This is a genomic window from Pseudomonas sp. S36 (assembly GCF_016647875.1).
Classification (GTDB): Bacteria; Pseudomonadota; Gammaproteobacteria; order Pseudomonadales; family Pseudomonadaceae; genus Aquipseudomonas; species Aquipseudomonas parafulva.
In genome coordinates, this window is sequence record NZ_JACVVG010000039.1 from 1 (window position 1) to 19,638 (window position 19,638).

Consider the following 19,638-nt stretch of genomic DNA (forward strand, 5'->3'; position numbering starts at 1 on the left):
GGTTGGGGCAGATGCTGTACACCACCCTCAGCCTGTTCCAGGAGGCGCAGGCCAGCACGGTGATCCTGGGCATGCTGGTGCTGGTGTTTCTGGTGGATGCCTTGAGCGATGTGTTGCGCCAGCGTTATGTGCGTGGCGACAGGTGAGCGGGGGTTGCCCGGCTCGCCCTGCGCCACCCCGGTTGTGCAAAAAGTATCAGGCAGTCACTGCCTCAGCGGACTGCGCGCCGCGCTGCATCGACTCCAGGTTCCGCTCGATGGTCTCGCAGATGGTGTCCATCTGGATCTGATGCTCGCTGAAGCGGAACGGGCTCTGCAGGTCGGTGCCGATGCGCTCGATGGCCAGCAGCATGAAGCCCACCACAGTAGACGCCAGCGGCGTGAACCATTCCAGCGACTCTACCAACCCCACCGGCACAATCAGGCAGAACAGGGTAATGAACAGCCGTGGAAAGTACACGTAGGGGTAGGGCAGGGGCGTATTGGCGATACGTTCCATGCCGCCCTGGGCATTGGACAAGTCCACCAGTGTCGACTCCAGGCGCGCCAGGCGGATGCTGTCCAGGCGCCCAGCCTGGTATTCACGTGCCAATAGGGCAGCGGAGCCACTGACGATGTCGTTGGCGAAGTTGTTGGAGCGCGTGCGCCGCTCGAACTCCGCCTCGGGGATGAATGCGCCCAGTTCGTCCGCGCATTTTTCGCCCCTCAGCTGGGCCGCCAGGCAGTTCACATAGGCAATGTGTCGGCGCAGCAGGGTAGCCTTGACCGGGTTGAGGCCGTCTTCGGGGTCGTCGATCAAGGTCAGCGTCTGCCGGGCGAAGCTGCGCGAGCTGTTCACCAGGGCGCCCCACAGTGTCCGGGCTTCCCACCAGCGGTTGTAGGCACTGCTGTTGCGAAAGCTCACCAGCACCACCAGGGCCGAGCCTAGCAGGGTCAGCGGGATCAGCGGCAAGGTGAACTTGCTGTTGAAGAACAGCATGAAATCAATGGTGACCAGCACGTCCCAGATCAGCAGCCAGAACAGTGACCAACCGATGTAGCCGATGGTCTTCACTGCCAGGCGATACTTGCGGATGATGACGTCTTTCAAATGGCGCACCTCAAACGTTTCAGTGTGCTGGATGGGACGTCGGGCAGTGGCGAAGGTTCGCACGCTGGGTGTTGCAAACCATGTTCGCGTCACACCCCCCCAATACCTGCGTCGCATTTCGTCCAACAGGTTTGCCCGTATCGGCTCGATAGTGGCACAATGCCTTGTATCGAATGGCTGCCCATGCACACGCCGCGTGGCCCGTCCGATGCTTCTCCAGGGCAGCATTCTTTCGGTACCCCGCCATGAACCAGCGCACAGGCAAAGGCCTTTCTTTCGCCAGACGCATGTATGCCCCCCGCGCCATCGGTACCGGTCTCGGTTTTTTTTGTGTGCTGATCGGCATCTTCCCCCTGCAGCCTGCCGGCTGGGTGTGGGCACTGCTGTTTGCCCACGGGTTTGTCTGGCCGCACCTGGCGTATCAGCTAGCCCGCCGCTCCGGCGAACCGTTCCGCACCGAGCAACGCAACCTGGTCTTCGATGGCTTTGCCGGCGGCTGCTGGGCGGGCGTGATGGGGCTCAACCCACTGCCCAGCGTCATCATCCTGTCGATGATCGCCATGGACAAGATCGCTGCAGGCGGCTGGCACATGCTGTTCAAAACCTTGGCAGCCCAGGCAGCCGGCATCGCGTTGGGGCTGTGGCTGTATGGGCCGCCACTGTTCCCAGCCACCACCCAGGCGCAGATGCTGGCGTGCCTGCCAATACTGCTGATCTACCCCATGGCCATTGGCCTGATCTGTTATCAGGTGACCGTTCAGCTTGGCAAGCACAAGCGCGCCCTGGCCCGCCTCAGCCAGACCGATGCGCTGACCGGCCTGAGCAACCACGGTGCGTGGAAGGCATTGCTGCTGAGCGAATTCGAGCGTTGCCAGGCCGGGGGCGGTGGCAATTGCCTGGCGCTGATCGACGTCGACCATTTCAAGCAGGTCAATGACCGGTATGGCCACCTGGTTGGCGACAAGATCCTGCGGGTCATCAGTGCCACCTTGTCGCTGCACCTGCGCAAGCGCGACCCGGCAGCGCGCTATGGCGGTGACGAGTTCTGCGTGATGCTGCCCGAAACTACCCCCGCCCAGGCGCGTGAAGTACTGGAGCGCCTGCGCCTGGCGGTGGAAGCCTTCCGCGACCCGGCGCTGCCAGAGCTGGCGTTGAGCCTGAGCATTGGCGTGGCACCATATGAGCCGCATATGGACAATGCCGAAGCCTGGCTGCATGCGGCGGACATGGCCCTTTACGGCGCCAAGCATGCCGGGCGCAATTGCATCATGTTGGCGCCCGCCACCCTGCAGCCGGCCTGATCAGGACTTGGCCGCGACGGCCACGTAGCCTTTCACCGACCCCGGTGCCCCGGGCTTGGCCTTGTGTGCCAGCAGGTACTGGTAGCGGCGCCATTCCTTGTCGATTTCGCTGAACGACATGAACACGCTGACCCGGTCCTTGCCGGCCAGGTCCGGCCGCTTGGCCGCGTCGATCTCGCGGGTGGGGATGATCGCGACGTTGATGCCAACCACATTGCCGTCATCGGCGAACACTGGCCCGCCAGACATACCCTTGGTGATCGGGCCATCGTGCACCGAATAAAACACGCTGCCGGGCGTGCCATCCAGGCGCACCAGCGACGAAAGCGCATGGCCCTTGCCTTGCACCGGCATCATCAGGCTGTTGAAACCCACTGCCGTAACGGCTTCGCCTGGCACGTACTGGCGCCAATGCGGCACTGCGCTGGCCTTGTGCTTGAAGAACACCACATCCCCTAGGCCCTCGTGCACCACGTTGCGCAGGAAGGGGGTGTGCTTGGCAGTGACGGCGTAATCGTCGTTCCACTGTATGGCGCTGGCCATCAGCAACATGGGCAGCGGCGCACCGGAGGTGACCACGAAGGCTTGGCTGTAGACAGGGTCTGAAACGTAGGACGTTGGCATTCCATTGCACCCACTGAGCAGCATCATTGCCGCCATGCAGGGCGCGATTGTCTTCATGGTTCACACGGAAGTGAGAGGGAAGGGTGCCGCAATATGGCTAAATGCCATTACCGAAGCAATACATTCGGCATATATCCGACGAATGTAAGCTTATGGACTGGTGTGGCCACTGGCCAATAGGCTTCCTGCATGGTTGTGCGGGGGGAAAATCAATAGCCTGGCGCCAGAGGCCGCGCAGGGGGCTGGCTGTGGAGCGGGCAAAAAAAAACCGACCACAAGGTCGGTTTTTTCCGGATTTTGGTGCCCCGAGGGAGACTCGAACTCCCACTCCTTTCGAAAACGGATTTTGAATCCGCCGCGTCTACCAATTCCGCCATCAGGGCGTGGCGCGCAGTATAGAGAGGTGCCGCTGGTCGGTCAATCGGCTTTCATGGTCAATTTTCACACATTGGGCTAAACTTCCCGGCCCTGCCGAACCGAACATCATCATGCGCGTCGCCGATTTCTCCTTCGAACTCCCTGATTCCCTGATCGCCCGCCACCCGCTGGCCGAGCGCCATGGCAGCCGTCTGCTGGTGCTCGATGGGCCAACCGGTGTGCTTGCGCACCGGCAATTTCCCGACCTGCTCGAATACCTGCGCCCCGGCGACCTGATGGTGTTCAACAACACCCGGGTCATTCCGGCACGGCTGTTCGGCCAGAAGGCGTCGGGCGGCAAGCTCGAAATGCTGGTGGAGCGGGTGCTGGACAGCCACCGTGTGCTGGCCCATGTGCGCGCCAGCAAAGCGCCCAAAGTGGGTACGGTCATTTTGCTGGAAGGCGGCGGTGAAGCCGAGATGGTCGCCCGCCACGACACGTTGTTCGAGCTGCGCTTCACTGAAGAAGTGCTGCCGCTGCTCGACCGGGTCGGCCACATGCCCCTGCCGCCCTACATCGACCGCCCCGACGAAGGCGCGGACCGTGAGCGCTACCAGACCGTCTATGCCGAGCGCGCCGGCGCCGTTGCCGCGCCCACTGCAGGCTTGCACTTCGATGAGGCCCTGTTGGCGCAAATTGCCGCCATGGGCGTAGAGCGTGCCTTCGTCACCCTGCACGTAGGGGCCGGCACCTTCCAGCCGGTACGGGTGGACAACATCGAAGACCACCACATGCATAAAGAGTGGCTCGAAGTGAGCCAGGATGTGGTCGATGCCATCGAGGCGTGCCGCGCCCGTGGCGGGCGGGTAATCGCAGTCGGTACCACCAGCGTGCGCTCGCTGGAAAGCGCAGCCCGTGATGGCGTGCTCAAGCCGTTCAGCGGCGACACCGACATCTTTATCTACCCGGGCCGCCCATTCCATGTGGTAGACGCCCTGGTCACCAATTTCCACTTGCCCGAGTCCACGCTGCTGATGCTGGTCTCGGCCTTTGCCGGCTACCCCCAGACCATGGCTGCCTACGCGGCGGCGGTCGAGCAGGGGTACCGCTTCTTCAGTTACGGTGATGCCATGTTCATCACCCGCAATCCGGCGCCACGCGGGCCCGAGGATCAAGCATGAGTCGCACCTGTCGAATGTCCTTCGAACTGCTGGCCACCGACGGCAAGGCCCGTCGGGGCCGCATCACCTTCCCCCGTGGCACCGTCGAAACCCCGGCGTTCATGCCGGTGGGCACCTATGGCACGGTCAAGGGCATGCTGCCCCGCGACATCGAGGCGATCGGCGCCGAGATGATCCTGGGCAACACCTTCCACCTGTGGCTGCGCCCGGGCACCGAGGTGATCAAGAAGCACAACGGCCTGCACGACTTCATGCAGTGGAAAGGCCCGATTCTCACCGATTCCGGTGGTTTCCAGGTGTTCAGCCTGGGCGCCATGCGCAAGATCAAGGAAGAGGGCGTGACCTTCGCTTCGCCGGTGGACGGCTCCAAGGTGTTCATGGGCCCTGAAGAATCCATGCAGGTGCAGCGTGACCTGGGCTCGGACGTGGTGATGATCTTCGACGAGTGCACCCCGTACCCGGCCGAGCACGACATTGCCCGTACCTCCATGGAGCTGTCGCTGCGCTGGGCCCAGCGTTCGAAGAATGCCCACGCCGACAATACGGCGGCGCTGTTCGGCATCGTCCAGGGCGGCATGTACCAGGACCTGCGCATGCGCTCGCTGGAGGGCCTGGAGAACATTGGTTTCGACGGCCTGGCCATTGGTGGCCTGTCGGTGGGCGAACCCAAGCACGAGATGATCAAGGTGCTGGATTACCTGCCAGGCCAGATGCCTGCTGACAAACCTCGTTACCTTATGGGGGTAGGCAAACCGGAAGATCTCGTTGAGGGTGTGCGCCGCGGCGTCGACATGTTCGACTGCGTGATGCCAACACGTAACGCACGTAACGGCCATCTGTTTGTCGATACAGGGGTGATCAAGATCCGCAACGCGTTCCATCGTCATGATGAATCGCCGCTGGACCCGACCTGTGATTGCTACACCTGCAGCAACTTCTCCCGCGCGTATCTGCACCACTTGGACAAGTGCGGCGAAATGCTGAGCAGCATGCTGAATACCATCCACAACTTGCGCCATTACCAGCGCTTGATGGCCGGTTTACGCGAGGCTATTCAACAGGGTAAATTGGCCGCCTTTGTCGACGCCTTCTACGCCAAGCGCGGGCTGCCTGTGCCGCCCTTGGACTGACTGTTTGCATCCATTATTAGAACATTGCATTAGGAGTGCCCAATGAGCTTCTTCATCCCCGCCGCGTACGCGGACGCTGCTGCACCTGCCGCTGGCCCTGCCGGCACCGGTTTCGAGTGGATCTTCCTGGTCGGCTTCCTGGTCATCTTCTACCTGATGATCTGGCGCCCGCAGGCCAAGCGTGCCAAAGAGCAGAAGAACCTGCTGGGCAACTTGCAAAAAGGTGACGAAGTTGTCACCAACGGCGGTATCGCCGGCAAGATCGTCAAGGTGTCCGATGATTTCGTGGTGCTGGAAGTGTCCGACACTGTCGAACTGAAGTTCCAGAAGGGTGCCATTGCGGCCACCCTGCCAAAAGGTACGCTCAAGGCTATCTGAGTTACCGGTTTCATTTTTCCAGTCGGGGCGCGCAACGCGCCCCGCGTCTTGAACGGGCGGCGTGATGCTGAACAAATACCCTCTGTGGAAATACGCACTGATCCTGGTGGTACTGGCGATCGGTTTTATTTATTCCGCTCCCAACCTCTACCCGGATGATCCGGCTGTACAGATCAGTGGTGCCAGCTCGGCGCTGCAGGTCAGCCAGGCCGACCTCGATCGCGTCAGCAAAGCGCTGGTCGATGCCAAGATCACCGTAAAAGGCACCAGCCTGGGTGAGAAGGGCAGTGGCCTGATCCGCCTGACCAACCAGGAAGACCAGCTGCCAGCCAAGGATGTAGTGCGCAAGGCGCTGGGCGATGACTACGTCGTGGCCCTGAACCTGGCCCAGACCACGCCGACGTGGCTGCGCAACCTGGGTGCCAGCCCGATGAAGCTGGGCCTGGACCTGTCCGGTGGTGTGCACTTCCTGCTGGAAGTGGACATGGACAAGGCCATGAGCGCCCGCATGAAAGTCTACGAAGGCGAGGTCAAGACCTTGCTGCGTAAGGAGCGCATACGCTACCGCAGCCTGCCGCAGCAGGATGGCGGCATCATGCTGGGCTTCTCCGACGACGCGACCCGCGAACAGGCACGTGCCCTGGTACGCAAGAATTTCAGCGATTTCGACCTGACCACCACCGAGCGTAACGACCTCGCTGTGCTGCGCCTGGCGCTTACCCAGGCCAAGGTCGCCGAAATCCGCGAATACTCCATCAAGCAGAACCTCACCACTGTGCGTAACCGGGTCAACGAACTGGGTGTCGCCGAGCCGCTGGTACAGCGCCAGGGCGCCAACCGTATCGTGGTCGAGTTGCCGGGTGTGCAGGACACTGCCGAAGCCAAGCGTATCCTAGGTAAAACCGCCAACCTGGAGTTCCGTTTCGGTGCCGAGCCAGGCGCTTCCAAGGCCACCACCGAGGTGTTCGAGTTCCGTGAAGGTGGCCGTTCTGCTCCTGTCGAGCGTGGCTTGATCATCACCGGCGACCAAGTGACCGATGCCCAGGCCAGCTTCGACGAGCACGGCCGCCCACAGGTGAACATTCGCCTGGATGGCCACGGTGGCGAGCTGATGAGCCGCGCCACGCGTAGCAACGTGGGCCGCAGCATGGCGGTGATCTTCATCGAGCAGAAACCGATCACCCGCTACGTCAAGCAAACTGTCGATGGCGTCGAGAAAGACGTCGCGGTGCAGAGCTTCCAGGAAGAGAAAAAGATCATCAGCCTGGCGACCATCCAGTCGCCGCTGGGCAGCCAGTTCCGCATCACCGGCCTCAACGGCCAGGGTGAGTCGTCGGAACTGGCACTGCTGCTGCGTGCCGGTGGTCTGGCGGCGCCGATGTACTTCGCTGAAGAACGTACCATTGGCCCAAGCCTGGGTGCCGACAACATCACCAAGGGTATCGATGCGTCGCTGTGGGGCATGCTGTTCGTCTCGCTGTTCATCATCGCCATTTACCGCGGCTTCGGCGTGATCGCCACCATCGCCCTGGCGGGCAACATGGTGCTGCTGCTGGCGTTGATGTCGCTGCTGGGCGCCACACTGACCCTGCCGGGTATTGCCGGTATCGTGTTGACCATGGGTATGGCGGTGGACGCCAACGTGCTGATCTTCTCGCGTATCCGCGAAGAGCTCAAAGCCGGCATGTCGGTGCAGCGCGCCATTCACGAAGGTTTCAACCGCGCCTATACCGCGATCATCGACGCCAACCTGACCAGCCTGCTGGTGGGCGGCATCCTGTTCGCCATGGGTACCGGCCCGGTCAAGGGCTTTGCGGTCACCATGTCCCTCGGGATTTTCACCTCGATGTTCACCGCCGTCATGGTGACCCGTGCAATGGTCAACCTGACCTGCGGCGGGCGTGACATCAAGAAGCTGTGGGTTTGAGGGAGCTGCGATGAAAACCATCAATTTCATGGGCGTGCGCAATGTCGCGTTCGCCATTACCGTACTCCTCACCGTGCTGGCACTGTTCAGCTGGTGGCACAAGGGTCTGAACTTCGGCCTGGACTTCACCGGCGGTACGCTGATCGAGCTGACCTACGAGCGCCCGGCTGACCTGAAGGCGGTGCGCGCCGAGCTGAACGATTCTGGCTTCCATGAAGCCATCGTGCAGAGCTTTGGTGCCACCACCGACCTGCTGGTGCGCATGCCGGGTGATGACCCACAACTGGGCAACAAGGTGGCTGCCGCGCTGCAGAAGGCGGGTGGGGACAACCCGGCCACGCTCAAGCGCGTCGAGTTCGTGGGGCCGCAAGTGGGTGAAGAGCTGCGCGACCAGGGTGGCATGGGCATGCTGCTGGCGTTGGGTGGCATCCTCATCTACCTGGCGTTCCGCTTCCAGTGGAAGTTCGCCGTGGGTGCGATCATTTCGCTGATCCATGACGTGGTGGTCACCCTGGGTATTCTGTCGTTCTTCCAGATCACCTTCGACCTGACCGTGCTGGCGGCCGTGCTGGCGATCATCGGTTACTCGCTGAACGACACCATCGTGGTATTCGACCGGGTACGTGAAAACTTCCGGGTGATGCGCAAGGCGTCGTTGATCGAGAACATCAACGTGTCCACCACCCAGACCCTGCTGCGTACCATCGCCACGTCGGTATCTACCTTGCTGGCGATCGCTGCGTTGCTGTTCTTCGGCGGCGACAACCTGTTCGGCTTCTCGTTGGCGCTGTTCATTGGTGTGATGGCGGGTACCTACTCGTCGATCTACATCGCCAACGTGGTGTTGATCTGGCTGAACCTGAGCAGCGAAGACCTGATCCCGCCGGCCAAGGCCGAGGGCGTGGACGACCGCCCGTAACGGAATCTTCCTTCCGTTGGGCAGGCAAAAGGGCGCGAGTATTGAACTCGCGCCCTTTTTTTTGCTCCAAGGCAGGGAGAAGGCGGGCACAGCCCCGTATGTACGATCAGGAGGTTCACGTGAATAAATCAATGCTGGTGGGTGCGGTTCTGGGTGCTGTCGGTGTTACCGCCGGAGGTGCTGTGGCGACCTACAGCTTGGTGAACAAAGGGCCTGAATATGCCCAGGTCACTGACGTGCAGCCGATCAAGCAGCAGGTCAAGACGCCGCGCGAAGTGTGCAAGGACGTTACCGTAACCCGTCAGGCCCCGGTGAAAGACCAGCACCAGATTGCAGGTACTGTGGTGGGTGCGCTGGCCGGTGGCCTGTTGGGTAACCAGATCGGTGGCGGCACCGGCAAGAAGATCGCGACGGTGGCCGGTGCGGTAGGTGGCGGTTACGCCGGTAACAAGGTGCAGGAAGGCATGCAGCAGCGTGACACTTACACTACTACGCAAACCCGCTGCAACACGGTCAATGACATCAGTGACAAGGTGGTGGGGTATAACGTGAAGTACACCATCGGCGACCAGGTCGGCCATGTGAAGATGGACCGCGAGCCCGGCTCGACCATTCCGCTGGATAAGAACGGCAAGTTGATTTTGAGTGATGCTGGCCAGTGATTGATGTGGCGTGAGCTGGCCTCTTCGTGGGTAAACCCGCTCCTGCTAGAGGGTGTTTATTAGCGAATAGGCAGATTCAGGCTCCACAAAGCCATCAGGCACAAAAAAGCACCCCGAGGGGTGCTTTTTGCATTTCGGCGATCTGCGCTTAGCGCTTCATGCTCTCTGGCAAGTGCGGCTGGATAGCCGTCAGTACCGCCTTGAAGCACTTGATGTTGCCGGCAACGATGTGGCCTTTTTCGAGGAAGTCGTGGCCACCGTTGAAGTCGCTCACCAGGCCGCCAGCTTCCTGCACCAGCAGCACGCCTGCTGCCATGTCCCATTCCGACAGGCCCGATTCCCAGAAGGCATCGAAGCGGCCGGCGGCCACGTAGGCCAGGTCCAGGCTGGCGGAGCCTGCGCGGCGGATGCCGGCAGTCTGGCCGGTGAGGGCGCGGAACATACCCAGGTAGTTGTCCAGGTCGGCCATTTGGCTGTCACGGAACGGGAAGCCGGTACCCAGCAGGGCGCCATCAAGGCTGGTGCGCGAGCTGACCCGCAGGCGACGGCCATTGAGCTGGGCGCCACGTCCGCGGCTGGCGGTGAATTCTTCCTGGCGAACCGGGTCGACGATGACGGCGTGCTCCAGGCGGCCGCGGTACTTGCAGGCGATGCTGACGGCAAAGTGCGGGATGCCGCGCAGGAAGTTGGTGGTGCCGTCCAGCGGGTCGATGACCCACAGGTAATCCTTGCCTTCCTCGCCGGAGCCGGCGTGCAGGCCGGTTTCCTCGCCCTGGATGGAGTGGTTCGGGTAGGCCTTGCGCAGGGCATTGACGATGCTTTGCTCGGCAGCGCGATCGACTTCGGAAACGTAGTCCTTGGCCTCTTTCTCATCGACCTTGATGCTATCCAGGCGTTCGATGGAGCGGAAAATCAGTTCACTGGCGCTGCGAGCGGCGCGCAGGGCGATATTCAGCATAGGCTGCATGGGCGGGTCACCTGGAGATGTTAAAGAAGAAAGCCGATCATTCTAGCAGAAAACTTTGACGGCAAAAGGGCCACATGCGCTTCCTTGGCGTTACGCCCGTCGGTTCTGTAAGATCGATGGCCCTGATTTCTGCATCTGTGAGCACAACACCTTGCTGCAAAATATTCGTGTTGTTCTGGTCAATACCAGCCACCCCGGCAACATCGGCGGCGCTGCGCGTGCCATGAAAAACATGGGCCTGACGCGCCTGGTGCTGGTGCAGCCCAAGGAATTCCCGGCAGCGGACGCCAGTGCCCGCGCGTCCGGTGCCGACGATGTGCTGGGCGCCGCCGTAGTGGTCGACAGCCTCGAACAGGCATTGGTTGGCTGCAACCTGGTCATGGGCACCAGTGCCCGTGAGCGCAGTATCCCCTGGCCGCTGATCGGCCCCCGTGACTGCGGCGCCAAGGCCGTGGAGCATGCTGGCACCGGTGAGGAGATCGCCCTGGTATTCGGGCGTGAACATGCCGGGCTGACCAACGAAGAGCTGCAGCGATGTCACTTCCACGTGCACATTCCCTCCAACCCCGGCTTCAGTTCGCTGAACCTGGCCGCCGCCGTGCAGGTGCTTGCCTATGAGGTGCGCATGGCATGGCTGGCGGCCGAGCCCGCGCCGGGCAAGGTCGAAAAGGTTGATGCCAACGAGTTGGCAACCATGGACGAAATGGAGCTGTTCTACGACCACCTGGAAAAAACCCTGGTAGGTATCGGCTTCCTCGATCCGGAGAAACCCAAACACCTCATGCCGCGCCTGCGCAGGCTGTATGGTCGGGTAGCGGTCGAGCGTTCGGAAATGAGCATTTTGCGCGGCATCCTCACCGAGACCCAGAAAGTGGTCCGTGGCGAGCCGCATAAACGGAAGGACTGACAGATGTTCGAACGCCTGCGTGAAGATATTCAAAGCGTTTTCCACCGCGACCCGGCTGCCCGCAACGCCTTCGAAGTGCTGACCTGCTACCCGGGCATGCATGCCATCTGGCTGCACCGCCTGGGCAATGCCCTGTGGAAACGCGACTTCAAGTGGCTGGCGCGGCTGGTGTCCAACTTCGGGCGCTGGCTGACCGGCATCGAGATCCACCCCGGCGCCACCATTGGCCGGCGTTTCTTCATCGACCATGGCATGGGCATCGTCATCGGTGAAACCGCCGAGATCGGCGACGATGTCACCCTCTACCAAGGCGTCACCCTGGGCGGTACCAGCTGGAACAAGGGCAAGCGCCACCCCACCCTGGAAAACGGCGTGGTGGTAGGGGCGGGGGCCAAAGTGTTGGGGCCCTTCACGGTAGGCGCCGGGGCCAAGATCGGTTCCAATGCGGTGGTGACCAAGGCGGTGCCGGCTGGCGCCACTGCGGTTGGCATCCCGGGGCGCATCATCGTCAAGAGCGAAGACACCGAGCTGGAAGCCCGGCGCAAGGCCATGGCGGAAAAGATCGGCTTCGACGCCTATGGCGTCAGCGGCGACATGCCGGACCCGGTCGCCCGCGCCATCGGTCAGATGCTCGACCACCTCCAGGCCGTGGACGAACGCCTGGAGGGCATGTGTGGTGCGCTGACCCGCATGGGCAGCGATTACTGTGCCAAGGAGCTGCCGGCGCTGCCGGACGATGAGTTCACCGAGGCCGCCCAGTTGGCCCAGCGCGACGCTCGATCGCATTGATTGCGCCACACCCGAAGCACGCCCCGGACAGGGGGCGTGTGCTAAACGCCCCCTGTCTGCTACAATCGCGCCGCCCTCCCGTGTGCAAACCCGACTAAAGCAGTAGGTCTAATAGTTGACTTAAATGCTCGGGAATCGCATACTTGCACACATCCCGAAACTCCCGTGGTACCCAATAGCCATGCGACTGACTACCAAAGGCCGATACGCCGTCACTGCCATGCTCGACCTGGCGTTGCACGCGCAGCATGGGCCGGTGTCTTTGGCGGACATTTCCGAGCGCCAGGGCATATCCCTCTCTTATCTGGAGCAGCTGTTCGCCAAGCTGCGCCGCAGCAGCCTGGTATCCAGCGTGCGCGGCCCGGGCGGCGGCTACCAGCTCTCGCGGGGCATGGAAACCATCCAGGTTGCCCAGGTCATCGACGCGGTCAACGAATCGGTCGATGCCACCCGTTGCCAGGGGCTCGGGGACTGCCACGCCGGTGATACCTGCCTGACCCACCACCTGTGGTGCGACCTCAGCCAGCAGATTCACGAATTCCTCAGCGGCATCAGCCTGGCCGACCTCGTCAAGCGCCGTGAGGTGCAGGAAGTCGCCCAGCGCCAGGACCTGCGCCGTGTCGCCGGCCTGTCTGCCCAGCTGGACAAGATTGAGACGTCCGCCGTCGATTGATCCCCCAGGGACGATGAGCGACGCCACCGCCTGATAGGAGAGAAAAATGAAGTTGCCGATCTACCTCGATTACTCCGCGACCACGCCGGTTGACCCACGCGTGGCCCAAAAGATGGCCGACTGCCTGACGGCGGACGGCAACTTCGGTAACCCTGCCTCGCGCTCCCACGTTTTCGGCTGGAAGGCCGAGGAAGCGGTCGAGCACGGCCGTCGCCAGGTTGCCGAACTGATCAATGCCGACCCGCGCGAGATCGTCTGGACCAGCGGTGCCACCGAGTCCGACAACCTCGCCCTCAAAGGTGTCGCGCACTTCTATCACACCAAGGGCAAGCACATCATCACCTCCAAGATCGAGCACAAGGCGGTCCTGGACACGGCTCGCCAGCTGGAGCGTGAAGGCTTTGAAGTGACCTACCTCGAGCCAGGCACAGACGGCATCGTCACCCCGGCCATGGTCGAGGCGGTGCTGCGCGATGACACCATCATGGTGTCGCTGATGCACGTGAACAACGAAGTCGGCTCGATCAACGACATCGCCGCCATCGGCGAACTCACCCGCTCTCGCGGTGTGCTGTTCCACGTCGACGCTGCGCAGTCCGCCGGCAAGGTCGAAATCGACCTGCAAAAGCTCAAGGTCGACCTGATGTCGTTCTCGGCGCACAAGGTCTACGGCCCCAAAGGGATCGGCGCGCTGTACGTCAGCCGCAAACCACGGGTACGCCTTGAAGCCACCATTCATGGCGGTGGCCACGAGCGCGGCATGCGTTCGGGCACCCTGCCAACCCACCAGATCGTTGGCATGGGCGAAGCCTTCGCCATCGCCAAGCAGGAAATGGCCGCCGAGAACGTGCGCATCAAGGCCCTGAGCGACCGCTTCTTCAAGCAGGTTTCCAGCCTGGAAGAGCTGTACGTCAACGGCAGCCAGACTGCCCGCGTGCCGCACAACCTGAACCTGAGCTTCAACTATGTCGAAGGCGAGTCGCTGCTGATGTCGCTGAAGGACATTGCCGTATCGTCCGGTTCGGCCTGCACCTCCGCTTCGCTCGAGCCTTCGTACGTACTGCGTGCGCTGGGCCGCAACGACGAGCTGGCGCACAGCTCGATCCGTTTCTCCTTCGGCCGCTTCACCACCGAGGCAGAAGTGGACTACGCCGCGCAGAAAGTCTGCGAGGCGGTGAACAAACTGCGTGAACTGTCGCCGCTGTGGGATATGTACAAAGACGGCGTTGACATCTCCAAGATCGAGTGGGCCGCCCACTAAGCAGTCGCCGGCAAGAGCGGCTCCCTGATGAGGAAGGAATTGCACCATGGCATACAGTGAAAAGGTCATCGACCACTACGAAAACCCGCGCAACGTCGGCAAGATGAATGCCGAGGACCCCGATGTCGGTACCGGCATGGTCGGCGCCCCTGCGTGTGGCGACGTGATGCGTCTGCAAATCAAGGTCAACGAGCAGGGCGTCATCGAAGACGCCAAGTTCAAGACCTACGGCTGCGGTTCGGCCATCGCTTCCAGCTCCCTGGCCACTGAGTGGATGAAGGGCAAGACCCTGGACGAAGCCGAAACCATCAAGAACACCCAGCTGGCCGAGGAACTGGCGTTGCCGCCGGTCAAGATCCACTGCTCGGTACTCGCCGAAGATGCCATCAAGGCAGCCGTACGCGATTACAAGCAGAAAAAAGGCTTGATCTAAGTCGCCTGTTGCGAGGTAAGGAGCTCTGATGGCTATCAGCATGACAGAAGCCGCCGCCAACCACGTGCGGCGTTCCCTGGAAGGGCGCGGCAAGGGTGAAGGCATTCGCCTGGGCGTGCGCACCACCGGCTGCTCGGGCCTGGCCTACGTGCTGGAGTTCGTCGACGAGCTGGCTGCGGAAGACGAGGTGTTCGAGAACCACGGTGTCAAGGTGATCATCGATCCCAAGAGCCTGGTCTACCTTGACGGTACCGAGCTGGACTTCGTCAAGGAAGGGTTGAACGAAGGCTTCAAGTTCAACAACCCCAACGTGCGCGGTGAGTGTGGCTGCGGCGAAAGCTTCAACGTCTGAGGCTGGCCGTGGGTACTCCTTGTCACTTCGCATTATTCGACCTGCAGCCAAGCTTCCGCCTGGATCTCGACAAGCTGGCCACTCGCTACCGCGCGTTGGCCCGCGATGTTCATCCTGATCGCTTTGCCGACGCTTCCGAGCGTGAGCAGCGCGTGGCGCTGGAAAAGTCCGCAGCCCTCAACGATGCGTACCAGACCTTGCGCAGCGCCCCGCGCCGCGCACGCTATCTGCTGGCCATCGGTGGCCACGAAGTGCCCCAGGAAGTCACGGTCCACGACCCGGACTTCCTGTTGCAGCAGATGCAGTGGCGTGAAGAGCTCGAAGAGCTGCAGGATGAAGCGGATCTCGATGGCGTTGCCGTGTTCAAGAAGCGCCTGAAGGTTGCCCAGGACACGCTGAACGACGATTTCGCCGCCTGCTGGGATGTTGCTGCAGAGCGCGAGCAGGCCGAACGCCTGATGCGCCGCATGCAGTTCCTCGACAAGCTCGCCCAAGAAGTGCGCCAACTCGAAGAGCGCCTCGACGATTAACCCGGTGCCGCCCGTGATGGCACCTAAGGTACTCAGATAAGCATGGCCCTACTGCAGATTGCCGAACCCGGTCAAACCCCTCAGCCGCACCAGCGCCGCCTGGCGGTGGGGATCGACCTGGGTACTACCAATTCTCTGGTCGCTGCACTGCGCAGCGGTGTCAGCGAGCCCCTGCCCGATGCGCAGGGTAATGTCATTCTGCCGTCAGCGGTGCGCTACCTCGAAGGGCGCAGCGAAGTCGGCCAGGCTGCACGTGATGCCGCCTCCAGCGACCCGTTCAATACCGTGCTGTCGGTCAAGCGCCTGATGGGGCGTGGCCTGGCCGACGTCAAGCAGTTGGGTGAGCAACTGCCCTACCGCTTTGTTGGCGGCGAGTCGCACATGCCGTTCATCGATACCGTCCAGGGGCCAAAGAGCCCGGTACAAGTGTCGGCAGACATCCTCAAGGTACTGCGCGAGCGTGCCGAGGCTACCCTTGGCGGCGAACTGGTGGGGGCGGTGATTACCGTGCCTGCCTACTTCGACGATGCCCAGCGCCAGGCCACCAAGGACGCTGCGCGCCTGGCTGGCCTGAACGTACTGCGGCTGCTCAACGAGCCTACTGCCGCAGCCGTGGCATACGGCCTGGACCAGAACGCCGAAGGCGTGGTGGCCATCTACGACCTGGGCGGTGGTACTTTCGATATCTCCATCCTGCGCCTGACCGCAGGTGTGTTCGAAGTGCTGGCCACTGGCGGTGATACTGCCTTGGGCGGTGACGATTTCGACCATGCCATTGCTGGCTGGATCATCGAGCAGGCAGGCTTGTCGTCCGACCTCGACCCGTCTACCCAGCGTGCCCTGCTGCAAGCTGCCTGCGCGGCCAAGGAAGCCCTCACCGACGCCGACGTGGTCGCGGTCAGCCATGGCGCCTGGCAGGGCGAGCTCAGCCGAGCGGCCTTCGACGCCATGATCGAACCCATGGTCGCCCGCAGCCTAAAGGCCTGCCGCCGCGCCGTGCGTGACAGCGGTGTGGAACTCGAAGACGTCAGCGCCGTGGTCATGGTGGGCGGCTCTACCCGCGTGCCGCGCGTGCGCGAAGCGGTGGGTACGCTGTTTGGCCGTGTCCCGCTGACCTCGATCGACCCCGACCAGGTGGTGGCCATTGGCGCTGCCATCCAGGCCGATACCCTGGCCGGCAACCGCCGCGAAGGCGGTGAGCTGTTGCTGCTGGATGTGATCCCGCTGTCCCTGGGGCTTGAGACCATGGGCGGGCTGATGGAGAAGGTGATCCCGCGCAATACCACCATCCCGGTGGCCCGCGCCCAGGAATTCACCACCTACAAGGATGGCCAGACGGCCATGATGATCCACGTGCTGCAGGGTGAGCGCGAGCTCATCAGCGACTGCCGCTCGCTGGCCCGCTTTGAGCTGCGCGGCATTCCGGCCATGGTTGCCGGTGCCGCGAAAATTCGCGTGACCTTCCAGGTGGACGCCGATGGCCTGCTCAGCGTCGCTGCCCGCGAACTGGCCTCGGGCGTGGAAGCGAGCATTCAGGTGAAGCCGTCTTACGGCCTGACCGACGGTGAAATCGCCCGCATGCTCAAAGACTCCTTCCAGCATGCCGGCACCGACAAGCAGGCACGTCAGCTGCGCGAGCACCAGGTGGACGGCGAGCGCCTGCTGGAGGCGGTACAAGGCGCCCTGGACGCCGATGGCGAGCGCCTGCTCAGCGGCGAAGAGCGCCAGGCTATCGAATTCCAGATGCAAGAACTACGTGATTTGCTGGCCGGCACTGATGGCGCTGCCATCGAGCAACAGACCAAGCGTCTGTCGCAGGTGACCGATGCATTTGCCGCCCGTCGCCTTGATTCGACGGTCAAAGCCGCACTGGCCGGGCGCAACCTGAATGAGATCGAGGAGTAATCGATGCCGCTGGTGACATTCCTGCCGCATGAGAAATTCTGCCCTGAGGGGCTGACCGTGGAGGTGCCGGCCGGGACCAATATCCTGGAGCTGGCCCACGATCATCACATCGAGATGGAAAGTGCCTGTGGTGGGGTCAAGGCCTGCACCACCTGCCACTGCATCGTGCGCAAGGGCTTCGACTCCCTCGAAGAAGCCGACGAGCTGGAAGAGGACATGCTGGACAAGGCCTGGGGCCTGGAAGCCCAGTCGCGTCTGGGTTGCCAGGTGGTGGTAAAGGACCAGGACCTCACCATCGAGATCCCCAAGTATTCGCTCAACCACGCTGCCGAAGCACCGCACTGAGGGCCTGTACATGAGTCTGAAATGGGTTGATGTACTTGATATCGCCATCGAGCTTGCAGAAAGCAAGCCTCACGTCGATCCTCGTTATGTGAATTTCGTCGACCTGCACTGCTGGGTGCTGGCATTGCCAGGCTTCAGCGACGATCCGTCACGCGGCGGTGAGAAGGTGCTCGAAGCTATCCAGGCCGCCTGGATCGACGAAGCCGATTAAGCGTTATCTGCAGGTTAGGCAATCCCCCGGAACCCGCGTATAATTCGCGGGTTTAATTTTTCGCAACACTCATATTCTGGAGTTATCCATGGCTGTTCAACGTACCTTCTCCATCATCAAACCTGACGCCGTTGCCAAGAACGTCATCGGCAAGATCACCAGCCGCTTCGAAGAAGCCGGTCTGAAAATCGTTGCCTCGAAAATCAAGCAACTGTCCAAGGCCGAAGCTGAAGGCTTCTACGCCGAGCACAGCGAGCGCGGCTTCTTCGGTGACCTGGTTGCCTTCATGACTTCCGGCCCGGTAGTTGTTCAGGTTCTGGAAGGCGAGAACGCCATCGCCAAGAACCGTGAGCTGATGGGTGCCACCAACCCTAAAGAAGCTGCTGCCGGCACCATCCGTGCCGACTTCGCCGAGTCCATCGATGCCAACGCCGTTCACGGTTCGGACTCCGAAGCTGCTGCTGCTCGCGAAATCGCTTACTTCTTCGCTGCTACCGAGGTAACCACTCGCTAAGCGAAAGCTTACGGGTGAGGGTGAATCCATGACGACATCTACTGGCAAAATCAACCTGTTGGGTCTGACCCAGCCGGAAATGGAACAATTCTTCGACTCGATCGGGGAGAAACGCTTCCGTGCCGGCCAGGTGATGAAATGGATTCACCATTTTGGCGTCGATGATTTCGCCGCCATGACGAACGTCGGCAAGGTCTTGCGCGAAAAGCTCGAGGCCGTTGCCGAAATTCGTCCACCGGAAGTGGTCAGTGAAGACATTTCCGCTGACGGTACCCGCAAATGGGTCATCCGCGTTGCCTCCGGCAGCTGCGTCGAAACCGTCTACATCCCTACCGACGATCGCGGCACCCTGTGCGTTTCGTCGCAAGCCGGCTGTGCCCTGGACTGCAGCTTCTGCTCCACCGGCAAGCAAGGCTTCAACAGCAACCTCACCGCCGCCGAAGTGATCGGCCAGGTGTGGCTTGCCAACAAATCCTTCGGGACCGTCCCCGCCAAGATCGACCGCGCGATTACCAACGTGGTCATGATGGGCATGGGCGAGCCCTTGCTTAACTTCGACAACGTCATCGCCGCCATGAAAATCATGATGGATGACCTTGGCTACGGCATCTCCAAGCGTCGCGTCACCCTGTCCACCTCGGGCGTGGTGCCGATGATCGATGAGCTGGCCAAGCACATTGATGTGTCGCTGGCCCTGTCGCTGCACGCGCCCAACGACGAGTTGCGCAACAAGCTGGTACCGATCAACAAGAAGTACCCGCTGAAGATGCTGCTGCAATCGTGCATGGGCTACATGGACACCCTGGGTGGCAAACGCGTGCTCACCATCGAGTACACGCTGCTCAAGGATGTCAACGATCAGCCCGAGCACGCCGCACAGATGATCGAACTGTTGCGCGATGTGCCGTGCAAGATCAACCTGATCCCGTTCAACCCGTTCCCGCACTCGGGCTACGAGCGGCCGAGCAACAATGCCATTCGTCGCTTCCAGGACATGCTGCACCACGGTGGTTTCAACGTTACCACCCGTACCACCCGTGGCGAAGACATCGACGCGGCCTGTGGTCAGTTGGTCGGCCAGGTCAACGACCGCACCCGCCGCAGCGAGCGTTACATTGCCGTGCGTCAGCTTTCGGCTGATGTGGAGCGCCAAGACAGCCCCGCCAGCCACTGACCGGTACTT

The 19,638-nt window shown here is 61.9% G+C and carries 22 protein-coding genes, 1 tRNA gene and 1 pseudogene; 20 read left to right on the forward strand and 4 right to left on the reverse strand.

The genetic code is table 11. The annotated features are described in order from the left end of the window. Positions 1–146 (forward strand): annotated as a pseudogene (locus IAE36_RS18660) (phosphonate ABC transporter, permease protein PhnE); the annotation flags it as partial. A 49-nt stretch (positions 147–195) separates the two neighbouring features. Here IAE36_RS18660 and IAE36_RS18665 read toward each other — a convergent pair. Further along, complete coding sequence (locus IAE36_RS18665) at positions 196–1,089, reverse strand: bestrophin family protein (protein ID WP_060482259.1); 894 nt, start codon at positions 1,087–1,089, stop codon at positions 196–198. 245 nt (positions 1,090–1,334) lie between these two features. Here IAE36_RS18665 and IAE36_RS18670 point away from each other — a divergent pair, with 245 nt between their 5' ends. Next, positions 1,335–2,390, forward strand: coding sequence for a diguanylate cyclase (locus IAE36_RS18670; RefSeq protein WP_201213973.1), 1,056 nt, complete (start codon positions 1,335–1,337; stop codon positions 2,388–2,390). Here IAE36_RS18670 and IAE36_RS18675 read toward each other — a convergent pair whose 3' ends face one another. Then, positions 2,391–3,038, reverse strand: a complete 648-nt coding sequence (locus IAE36_RS18675; protein ID WP_201213998.1) for a trypsin-like peptidase domain-containing protein — start codon at positions 3,036–3,038, stop codon at positions 2,391–2,393. It lies immediately after the preceding gene. 274 nt (positions 3,039–3,312) lie between these two features. Beyond that, positions 3,313–3,397: transfer RNA gene (locus tag IAE36_RS18680), tRNA-Leu, on the reverse strand. Between the two features lie 105 nt (positions 3,398–3,502). Between IAE36_RS18680 and queA the strand changes: the two genes are divergently transcribed. From queA to IAE36_RS18710, 6 genes are all read left to right on the forward strand, one after another. Further along, on the forward strand, positions 3,503–4,552 hold the full coding sequence (gene queA, locus IAE36_RS18685) for a tRNA preQ1(34) S-adenosylmethionine ribosyltransferase-isomerase QueA (protein ID WP_201213974.1): 1,050 nt from the start codon (positions 3,503–3,505) through the stop codon (positions 4,550–4,552). A 14-nt stretch (positions 4,553–4,566) separates the two neighbouring features. Beyond that, positions 4,567–5,682 carry a tRNA guanosine(34) transglycosylase Tgt gene (gene tgt / locus IAE36_RS18690; protein WP_161629574.1) on the forward strand — a complete coding sequence of 372 codons (1,116 nt, stop codon included), beginning with the start codon at positions 4,567–4,569 and terminating at the stop codon, positions 5,680–5,682. Positions 5,683–5,724: 42 nt separating this feature from the next. Further along, positions 5,725–6,060, forward strand: coding sequence for a preprotein translocase subunit YajC (gene yajC, locus IAE36_RS18695; protein ID WP_016484964.1), 336 nt, complete (start codon positions 5,725–5,727; stop codon positions 6,058–6,060). A gap of 64 nt (positions 6,061–6,124) precedes the next feature. Next, positions 6,125–7,987: a protein translocase subunit SecD gene (secD, locus tag IAE36_RS18700; protein WP_201213975.1), complete on the forward strand. Its 1,863-nt coding sequence runs from the start codon at positions 6,125–6,127 to the stop codon at positions 7,985–7,987. Between the two features lie 10 nt (positions 7,988–7,997). Continuing rightward, positions 7,998–8,906, forward strand: a complete 909-nt coding sequence (gene secF, locus IAE36_RS18705; RefSeq protein WP_201213976.1) for a protein translocase subunit SecF — start codon at positions 7,998–8,000, stop codon at positions 8,904–8,906. A 119-nt stretch (positions 8,907–9,025) separates the two neighbouring features. Further along, positions 9,026–9,568: a glycine zipper 2TM domain-containing protein gene (locus tag IAE36_RS18710; RefSeq protein WP_028631598.1), complete on the forward strand. Its 543-nt coding sequence runs from the start codon at positions 9,026–9,028 to the stop codon at positions 9,566–9,568. 148 nt (positions 9,569–9,716) lie between these two features. Here IAE36_RS18710 and suhB read toward each other — a convergent pair whose 3' ends face one another. Beyond that, positions 9,717–10,535, reverse strand: coding sequence for a type III secretion system regulator SuhB (gene suhB / locus IAE36_RS18715; RefSeq protein WP_028631597.1), 819 nt, complete (start codon positions 10,533–10,535; stop codon positions 9,717–9,719). Between the two features lie 151 nt (positions 10,536–10,686). Between suhB and trmJ the strand changes: the two genes are divergently transcribed. The 12 genes from trmJ to rlmN all read left to right on the forward strand — a co-directional run bounded on the left by trmJ (position 10,687) and on the right by rlmN (position 19,629). Next, positions 10,687–11,442, forward strand: a complete 756-nt coding sequence (gene trmJ / locus IAE36_RS18720) for a tRNA (cytosine(32)/uridine(32)-2'-O)-methyltransferase TrmJ (protein WP_201213978.1) — start codon at positions 10,687–10,689, stop codon at positions 11,440–11,442. 3 nt (positions 11,443–11,445) lie between these two features. After that, on the forward strand, positions 11,446–12,231 hold the full coding sequence (cysE, locus tag IAE36_RS18725; protein WP_201161909.1) for a serine O-acetyltransferase: 786 nt from the start codon (positions 11,446–11,448) through the stop codon (positions 12,229–12,231). A gap of 181 nt (positions 12,232–12,412) precedes the next feature. After that, positions 12,413–12,904 (forward strand): Fe-S cluster assembly transcriptional regulator IscR, encoded by a 492-nt coding sequence (gene iscR, locus IAE36_RS18730; RefSeq protein WP_028631594.1) that lies wholly within the window; start codon positions 12,413–12,415, stop codon positions 12,902–12,904. Positions 12,905–12,950: 46 nt separating this feature from the next. Continuing rightward, positions 12,951–14,165 (forward strand): IscS subfamily cysteine desulfurase, encoded by a 1,215-nt coding sequence (locus IAE36_RS18735; protein WP_201213979.1) that lies wholly within the window; start codon positions 12,951–12,953, stop codon positions 14,163–14,165. A 46-nt stretch (positions 14,166–14,211) separates the two neighbouring features. Beyond that, the gene (gene iscU, locus IAE36_RS18740; RefSeq protein WP_003248539.1) at positions 14,212–14,598 is read left to right on the forward strand and encodes a Fe-S cluster assembly scaffold IscU; all 387 of its coding nucleotides are present in this window, start codon (positions 14,212–14,214) and stop codon (positions 14,596–14,598) included. Positions 14,599–14,626: 28 nt separating this feature from the next. Then, positions 14,627–14,950 (forward strand): iron-sulfur cluster assembly protein IscA, encoded by a 324-nt coding sequence (gene iscA / locus IAE36_RS18745; protein ID WP_028631592.1) that lies wholly within the window; start codon positions 14,627–14,629, stop codon positions 14,948–14,950. A gap of 8 nt (positions 14,951–14,958) precedes the next feature. Continuing rightward, positions 14,959–15,480, forward strand: a complete 522-nt coding sequence (gene hscB / locus IAE36_RS18750; RefSeq protein WP_201213980.1) for a co-chaperone HscB — start codon at positions 14,959–14,961, stop codon at positions 15,478–15,480. 42 nt (positions 15,481–15,522) lie between these two features. Beyond that, positions 15,523–17,385 (forward strand): Fe-S protein assembly chaperone HscA, encoded by a 1,863-nt coding sequence (gene hscA, locus IAE36_RS18755; protein WP_201213981.1) that lies wholly within the window; start codon positions 15,523–15,525, stop codon positions 17,383–17,385. A gap of 3 nt (positions 17,386–17,388) precedes the next feature. Continuing rightward, positions 17,389–17,730, forward strand: a complete 342-nt coding sequence (fdx, locus tag IAE36_RS18760; RefSeq protein WP_028631589.1) for an ISC system 2Fe-2S type ferredoxin — start codon at positions 17,389–17,391, stop codon at positions 17,728–17,730. A 10-nt stretch (positions 17,731–17,740) separates the two neighbouring features. Continuing rightward, positions 17,741–17,941: a Fe-S cluster assembly protein IscX gene (gene iscX / locus IAE36_RS18765; RefSeq protein WP_201213982.1), complete on the forward strand. Its 201-nt coding sequence runs from the start codon at positions 17,741–17,743 to the stop codon at positions 17,939–17,941. Positions 17,942–18,029: 88 nt separating this feature from the next. Next, the gene (gene ndk / locus IAE36_RS18770) at positions 18,030–18,455 is read left to right on the forward strand and encodes a nucleoside-diphosphate kinase (RefSeq protein WP_028631587.1); all 426 of its coding nucleotides are present in this window, start codon (positions 18,030–18,032) and stop codon (positions 18,453–18,455) included. 28 nt (positions 18,456–18,483) lie between these two features. Continuing rightward, positions 18,484–19,629 carry a 23S rRNA (adenine(2503)-C(2))-methyltransferase RlmN gene (gene rlmN / locus IAE36_RS18775; RefSeq protein WP_060482251.1) on the forward strand — a complete coding sequence of 382 codons (1,146 nt, stop codon included), beginning with the start codon at positions 18,484–18,486 and terminating at the stop codon, positions 19,627–19,629. The last annotated feature ends 9 nt before the right edge of the window (positions 19,630–19,638 follow it).